The sequence below is a fragment of the Lactonifactor longoviformis DSM 17459 genome, assembly GCF_900129135.1.
Taxonomy (GTDB): domain Bacteria; phylum Bacillota; class Clostridia; order Lachnospirales; family Lachnospiraceae; genus Lactonifactor; species Lactonifactor longoviformis.
On sequence record NZ_FQVI01000057.1, the window covers coordinates 1 to 5,893 of the forward strand.

Here is a 5,893-nt window from a genome sequence, read left to right on the forward strand (position 1 = left end):
CAGCCCGTCCACGTTGACTGGTCTGGTAATCATAGGTGCTACGTAGCGTACCGGATATCAAATCCAACTCGATTTTGCTGAGTTTGTGGGGCTTGTACTCCTCAAAAATGACCGGAAGGAGATTGGTGCTGCTGGTGGATTTCAGAGTGGAAAACTTTGTAATGCCGCTACAACCAATTCCGCTGCCTTGTAGCCCAAATATAGGCTGGATGATTTTCTCCAATGTCTCAGATTTTCCGGATCCAGCCCCACCAGCAATAACCAAGTGAGAAAGCTTTATTTTTCTCTGGCGGAGCCGCTCCTTCAAGAAGCAGGCCCCCACCCATCCAAGGATATTAACTGTGCGCTCAAAGGTGTTAAATCGGAATAAATCCCCTGATATTTCTTGTAGCTCTGATTTTTTAATCATGGCTGATTCGGATATCCCTGAACGTAACGCCTCGTTGTCCTCCAAAATCGACACCACGCTATCAATAGGCTTGCCCTTTCGGTCTATGGCCCCGTCCGTCCCAACGTACACCCATTCTCCATCCATCTGATACAGTCCAACATAGTTAATACCCAAACAATGGTTGTAATCCCGGTATTTATTGGTCATGTACTTCTGGATATTTGCAAGGTCATCCTCTGTCCCGGAGAACACCATGTCGATTCCACCAATTTTTTTGATGGCTTTCTTAAACGCCTGTGCTCCAGCGAACACAGAACTGTCGAGTTGACTTTCAAAAACCTGTCCGCTTGCCATAGTGAACTCAATGTCCATTAAATAGGCATTGTCACTCTGAATACCATTTACCGGACGCATGACAAAATTGGTGATTTCCTTTGGAGATTTCTCACCCCTGGCAGCCACATATGTATTTCCTGATTCCCATATCGGATTTCCGACGGTTTTTATCTCGCGACCAGCGGAATCCCTGAGATTCTCTTCATTATTTGTTTTTTCTGCCGACCCCCTTGGGTTTCCATTGGTCCTTTTCCTACTCATTTATGCACCTGCTTGCTGTTTTTTGTTTACGTCCAAATCTGCTACGATTGCCAGAATCATGTCCTTGCACTCCTCGAAATTATACTTAGAAAAAAGCACATGGGATTCATTGCAGATTTTTTCATAGTCCTCATCCGTTTTTACTTTCCCCAAATATTCGTGATGGAAACGCCACAAATCGGCATAATATTTTGAAACGCTTCCAGAATCCAGCCCCGCCCTTCCCCTCCATAGCCATTTTCGCAGCGCCTCACACATGTTGTAGCAGAAACAGGAGTTGTGTTTGGAATTGATTAAGTTAAGCCTCTGGATAAAAGCTTCTCTCTCGTTGTAAAAAGCTATGACCCCGTAAAATTCTTTGTGAAGTCTCAATAAATCCACATAGACTGCATATATTTTTTTCTCATCCATGCCGCATCATTCCCTTCTGCCCATATATTTCCTCATACAGTTCCTCCCATTGCCACTGTAGCACCGGGAGCTGATTACAAAGCCAGCAAAATAGACCCTCAAAAGGCTCAACTACCTGTTTTAAATTCTCGTAAAACTGTATTTTCTCTGCCAGCGCCGACAATGCTTTGAGATACATAGTGTCAAGCTCTGCATTTAGCTCCCTCATCCGATGTTGGTGGGCTATTTTCGATTTTTCTTCCGGTGATAACTCCTGTTCCTCTGTAATCCTGATTCCAAATGCAGCCGCCACATATTTCACGGCGGCCTCAAAATCCAGATTACAGTAATCCATAACAAAATTAAAAATTGTCCCCCCTGCACCACAGGCCCAGCAGTAATATCCATCATGGTCAAGATAGCCGCTATGTACTTTTAAGCTAGGGCGCTTATCCTCATGGAAAGGGCAAAGCGCCTGCCCCGCCCTATTGACGTGGATGCCAAAATGCTCCGCCAGCATCCGCATATTCACTTCAGACTTCACCAATTCAATATCTTCATCACGTAGCATCAGCTTCCCTCTCTTTCTTTTTTCTGGCCCTGTATTCTCTTTGTTTCTGCCTATAATATTCTGGGTTCTCCGCCCAGCGCTTTCTCTTTGCGGCGGCTATTCTGTCCTTATTATCATGCGCCCATTTTCTTCCTCTGTCTTTCTGTTCCTCGTGGTGATCATAATACCATTTAAGGCTATAGACACGGATTTCTTCTCTGTGCTTTTCCGCATACCGATTTGCTCTGGCACGAGCTTTCAATATGCTTTGAGCAACTGGATGGTTTAAATCGTCAATAGTAGTATCTTGGTAATCTTGTATTTCCATCCCGTCCCACATACAGTCCGGATAGGGACAGGAAAAACAATCAGGATGACAACAATTATCAGGTCTTCGCAAACAGATCACTCCTATAAGGAACATGATACTTGGGCTTATTTACTGCCTTATCATCTATGTAAACATCCGCTGCAATCTTCCGACAGTCATGCCCCCAAAACTCAATCAGCTCTGGCAAATTCTCGTTGATTGCATCAAATCCCAGTCCGAAATCCGCACACCAATCAACTGCCTCCTGCAGGCGTCTTCCTTCACGGCAGGTATTTAAGATGATTTTATTTCCCTGTTCCCTGCGCTTAATCAAATGGGAAATTAGGACTATATTTGGTGCACCGATACCGGGATATACGCTTTCGCAGAGCGTACCGTCAAAATCCACGGCATATACTGTATAGTTTCTCCTCATATTAGTTGCCTCCCAGTAACTCTATAATCCGCTGCCCGGTATGCCGCTTATCACAAAATTCCCAGATAATACCATAGTCTTCCGACATGGTGCGCATAGTTTTGGCAAGCTGTGGGCCAGGCGTAGGAGGTTTCTGGCCTCCTGCCCGGACAAATTCAGCGATTTCAGCCTCGACATCCCCTTTGGTGGGTATTCCATGCTTTTTGCAATACTGCCAGCGCCGAGGATTCACCCAATTTTCTACATCTGAAAGAGATTTTATTTTCAGACCATCTTCCACCAGGATAATGAGTTTTATTCCCAGTTCCTGTGCTTTCACTGCCTCCCGGCGAAACCGCTCATGCTGCTGGGTGAGGTTACCGCAGACTTCTGTGAGATTCTGCTTGCGGTCAACAATCAGGCGGGGATTGTCGTAGTTCATATAATCTCCCACCAACAATTTCGAAACTGGATGCTGTATTCCTTGCCGGTCAAATTCCGCCTCAATTTTCTTAATTGCCCGCGCCTTTTCTCGGCTGTCAATTTGTATCACCATTGCCATCATCACCTACCCTATGTTTAAATTCCCGGTCACTCTCCAGGTATTCCTCCTGTTTCCTTTGCTCGCTTAATAGCCATTTAAGGCTTTTTAAAACCTGCTTGTTTCGTTCCTGTCCCGCAAATTCATGGATTTTCTGGAAAAGTTTGGCTCGGTCTTTATGTTTTCGGCGAATTTCCCTTTCCTTATGAAGTGCCGTTGCTAATTTGCAGCGCTCATCATAGTCATTTGCTGTTTCAAAATCATGAATCCAAGTGATTGTCTTGCTATCATAGCCTTTTGCAATGCTTATATTTGTCTCATATTCTTCATGACTTTTCGCAATGAGGTTTATAAAGTCTTCAATGATTTCCGAAGGCTTGCATTCAGATTGTTTTGTCATACTGTCACCGCCTTATCAATTGAAAGGAAGATCTTCATCAATGTCGTCAGGTAAATTCACAAACCCATCCGCTCCAGGAACTGGCGTGCTTTGTTGTGCCGTACCATGTCCTTCATTCGATGCCTTACTCTCCGCAAATTCCTGCTCTTCAACTACAACCTCTGTGGTATAGACCTTCTGCCCCTCCTTATTGGTGTAGCTTCCAGTTTGGATTCGACCACATACAGTCATTTTGGTTCCCTGCCTCAAATACTTCTCTGTAAATTCGGCCGCTTTACCAAAGCACAGACAACTTATAAAATCTGCGGTAGCCTCTCCATCTCTCCTGAAGCGGCGGTCAACCGCCAGAGTATATCTTGCTATGGCAATGGGGTTATCGCCTTGGGAGTATCTCACATCCGGATCTCTGGTGAGGCGTCCCATCAAAACCACTTTATTCATTGGTAGCCTCCTTTCCGGCTATATGTAATGCATTAAAAATCTCATGAAATCTTTTTATTTGCTCTTCATGATATCTATCATGTCTGCATTTCTCATCAGAGTAGTAATCCATGAGTATATCAATAGCCTTTTTCTTATCGTCTTCCAGTAGATGCACCCTCTTACGGCAGTCAACCGCCCCAATATCATCCTTGGCAATTCTTTTGCGCCAGTCACATCCAGTTATTGTGTAGGACTTTGGCTTTTCCTCTACATCCAGAATTTCTTTCTGAAGCTTTCCTGCGTCTATGTAAAACCTATATAATTTCATTGTTGTACCTCCTACAATTCCCGGCTGCCCTCAAAGGACAGCCGATACATTTATATTTATGAAATCACCGTGAACCTCGGAAGCTCGGCCAATTCAATCTCCAGATGCTCCTTAATGTTTTTCATTGCCTCGCGTTTCCAGGCTCCGCCATCAGCTTCGAACAGCGCACAATATACACTCATGCTGTCATCTTTCATGCGGAATACAAATTCAGATTCCGGCTGCTTTACCTCTGTAAATGTGCGATAAGGACGAAGTTTTACGGGATTAGGAACTAGCCTTTCTTCTTTGCTTGCGACACCCTTTTTCACTATTGCTGACTGTGACACACCATCATCACCGTACTTGGCAACTGTACCGCTCTCCACCGTACCGGCAAATTTCAAAATAGCTTCAGCTCCATCATTCTGAATAAATTTGGAACGCACACCAATCAAGAACGCCTCGGAATCAATAAATTTCCCATAAGCGAACTCCGGAATATCTGCCTTGACTGCCACCAAACACTCACGTTTCCGGTCAAAATCCAACTGTGAAATTAATCTGACTTCAGTTGGAGAAACCACCTGCACCAGCATACTGTCCGCCATATCATCTACACCAGCTTTTATGTACTCAATCAGTCCTGACAGAGTCGTCATCTCGATAGCATCTGCCCGAAGTTCCTCGTCAATTCTTCTCAGGTTCACGTCTGTGTAACGGCTGTCTCCGCTCTCAATAATCTTTGGCTGCTGTAATCCTACGATGTACTGTAATGCTTCTTTAATCATGGTTTATACCTCTGCTTTCTTAATAATTAATAATTAATAAATAATTTGCTGTGATGCTTCTTTTTTCTGTTCTATGGAATAGTTTCCTTTTTCGTCGGCATAGTCTTCCATCCTCGCCTGCCCCCGAATAGCAGAGCCATACTCTTCAGCGAAAAGCTCTCCTGTAAGCAAATCTTTCCCGATAGACATTCTGGTGGTTGCAGATTTTACAGGGGCAAGTGTAGTTTTAACTACGCAGTCTATCGCCACATCGCTTCTGTCCTCATTTTGCTCAAGCGACAAATTAATAGTGATTTTCCGCTTATTCTTATATGGAGTGTTCGGGTCCATCATATTTGCAATGACTTTCTCCATTGCATCCTCGAATTTTTCCGCCAGTTCGCCACCAGCAAAGTTTTCTAAATCAATATTAAGTGCCATGGTATTCTTCCTCCTTAATTTCGTGCTACAGCTGCATTTGCCCACATAACAGACTCCTCAAGTTTTGTCATAGCAAGGGACTTTTCCCGACTAGGCGGACATTCCTCATCAATCAGATACGCCAGTTCCTTTGCTTTTGCACGGATTGCTTCGTATTTCTCCTGCTGGTATGCTTTCGGTGCATGATACATAAAATTATTTTCAATTTGATTATTCATGGTGGTCTCCTTGTATATTTAAAATCGGTCAAAATTGTTGTATTATTTCTCTTTAACTTCCCACTTTATTTTTCCGTGGTTAAAGCAATCCAAATCAACTCTTAAAATCACCTCTACACCCAATACGATCAGTTCTCCTA

12 protein-coding genes are annotated in these 5,893 nt (G+C 43.8%); all 12 read right to left on the bottom strand.

Annotated elements, in window-relative coordinates; genetic code table 11:
• A partial coding sequence (locus tag BUA56_RS22055) for a hypothetical protein (protein WP_139249524.1) occupies positions 1-988 on the bottom strand: 988 nt, incomplete at its 3' end.
• A complete protein-coding gene (locus tag BUA56_RS22060; RefSeq protein WP_072854906.1) occupies positions 989-1,399 on the bottom strand; it encodes a hypothetical protein in 411 nt (136 codons plus the stop codon).
• Complete coding sequence (locus BUA56_RS22065) at positions 1,392-1,949, bottom strand: CHC2 zinc finger domain-containing protein (RefSeq protein WP_072854907.1); 558 nt, start codon at positions 1,947-1,949, stop codon at positions 1,392-1,394. Before BUA56_RS22065 ends, BUA56_RS22060 begins: the two co-directional genes overlap by 8 nt.
• Complete coding sequence (locus BUA56_RS22070; RefSeq protein ID WP_072854908.1) at positions 1,939-2,256, bottom strand: hypothetical protein; 318 nt, start codon at positions 2,254-2,256, stop codon at positions 1,939-1,941. Before BUA56_RS22070 ends, BUA56_RS22065 begins: the two co-directional genes overlap by 11 nt.
• A 58-nt stretch (positions 2,257-2,314) precedes the next feature.
• Positions 2,315-2,674, bottom strand: coding sequence for a hypothetical protein (locus BUA56_RS22075; RefSeq protein ID WP_072854909.1), 360 nt, complete (start codon positions 2,672-2,674; stop codon positions 2,315-2,317).
• Position 2,675: 1 nt separating this feature from the next.
• Positions 2,676-3,209 (bottom strand): ERCC4 domain-containing protein, encoded by a 534-nt coding sequence (locus tag BUA56_RS22080; RefSeq protein WP_072854910.1) that lies wholly within the window; start codon positions 3,207-3,209, stop codon positions 2,676-2,678.
• Positions 3,193-3,594, bottom strand: coding sequence for a hypothetical protein (locus BUA56_RS22085; RefSeq protein WP_072854911.1), 402 nt, complete (start codon positions 3,592-3,594; stop codon positions 3,193-3,195). Before BUA56_RS22085 ends, BUA56_RS22080 begins: the two co-directional genes overlap by 17 nt.
• A 15-nt stretch (positions 3,595-3,609) precedes the next feature.
• Positions 3,610-4,035, bottom strand: a complete 426-nt coding sequence (locus BUA56_RS22090; protein WP_072854912.1) for a single-stranded DNA-binding protein — start codon at positions 4,033-4,035, stop codon at positions 3,610-3,612.
• Positions 4,028-4,345 (bottom strand): hypothetical protein, encoded by a 318-nt coding sequence (locus BUA56_RS22095; protein WP_072854913.1) that lies wholly within the window; start codon positions 4,343-4,345, stop codon positions 4,028-4,030. Before BUA56_RS22095 ends, BUA56_RS22090 begins: the two co-directional genes overlap by 8 nt.
• A 56-nt stretch (positions 4,346-4,401) precedes the next feature.
• Positions 4,402-5,115, bottom strand: coding sequence for a hypothetical protein (locus tag BUA56_RS22100; RefSeq protein WP_072854914.1), 714 nt, complete (start codon positions 5,113-5,115; stop codon positions 4,402-4,404).
• Between the two features lie 33 nt (positions 5,116-5,148).
• Positions 5,149-5,535: a hypothetical protein gene (locus BUA56_RS22105; protein ID WP_072854915.1), complete on the bottom strand. Its 387-nt coding sequence runs from the start codon at positions 5,533-5,535 to the stop codon at positions 5,149-5,151.
• Between the two features lie 14 nt (positions 5,536-5,549).
• Complete coding sequence (locus BUA56_RS22110) at positions 5,550-5,753, bottom strand: Acb2/Tad1 domain-containing protein (RefSeq protein WP_072854916.1); 204 nt, start codon at positions 5,751-5,753, stop codon at positions 5,550-5,552.
• Positions 5,754-5,893: the final 140 nt, after the last annotated feature.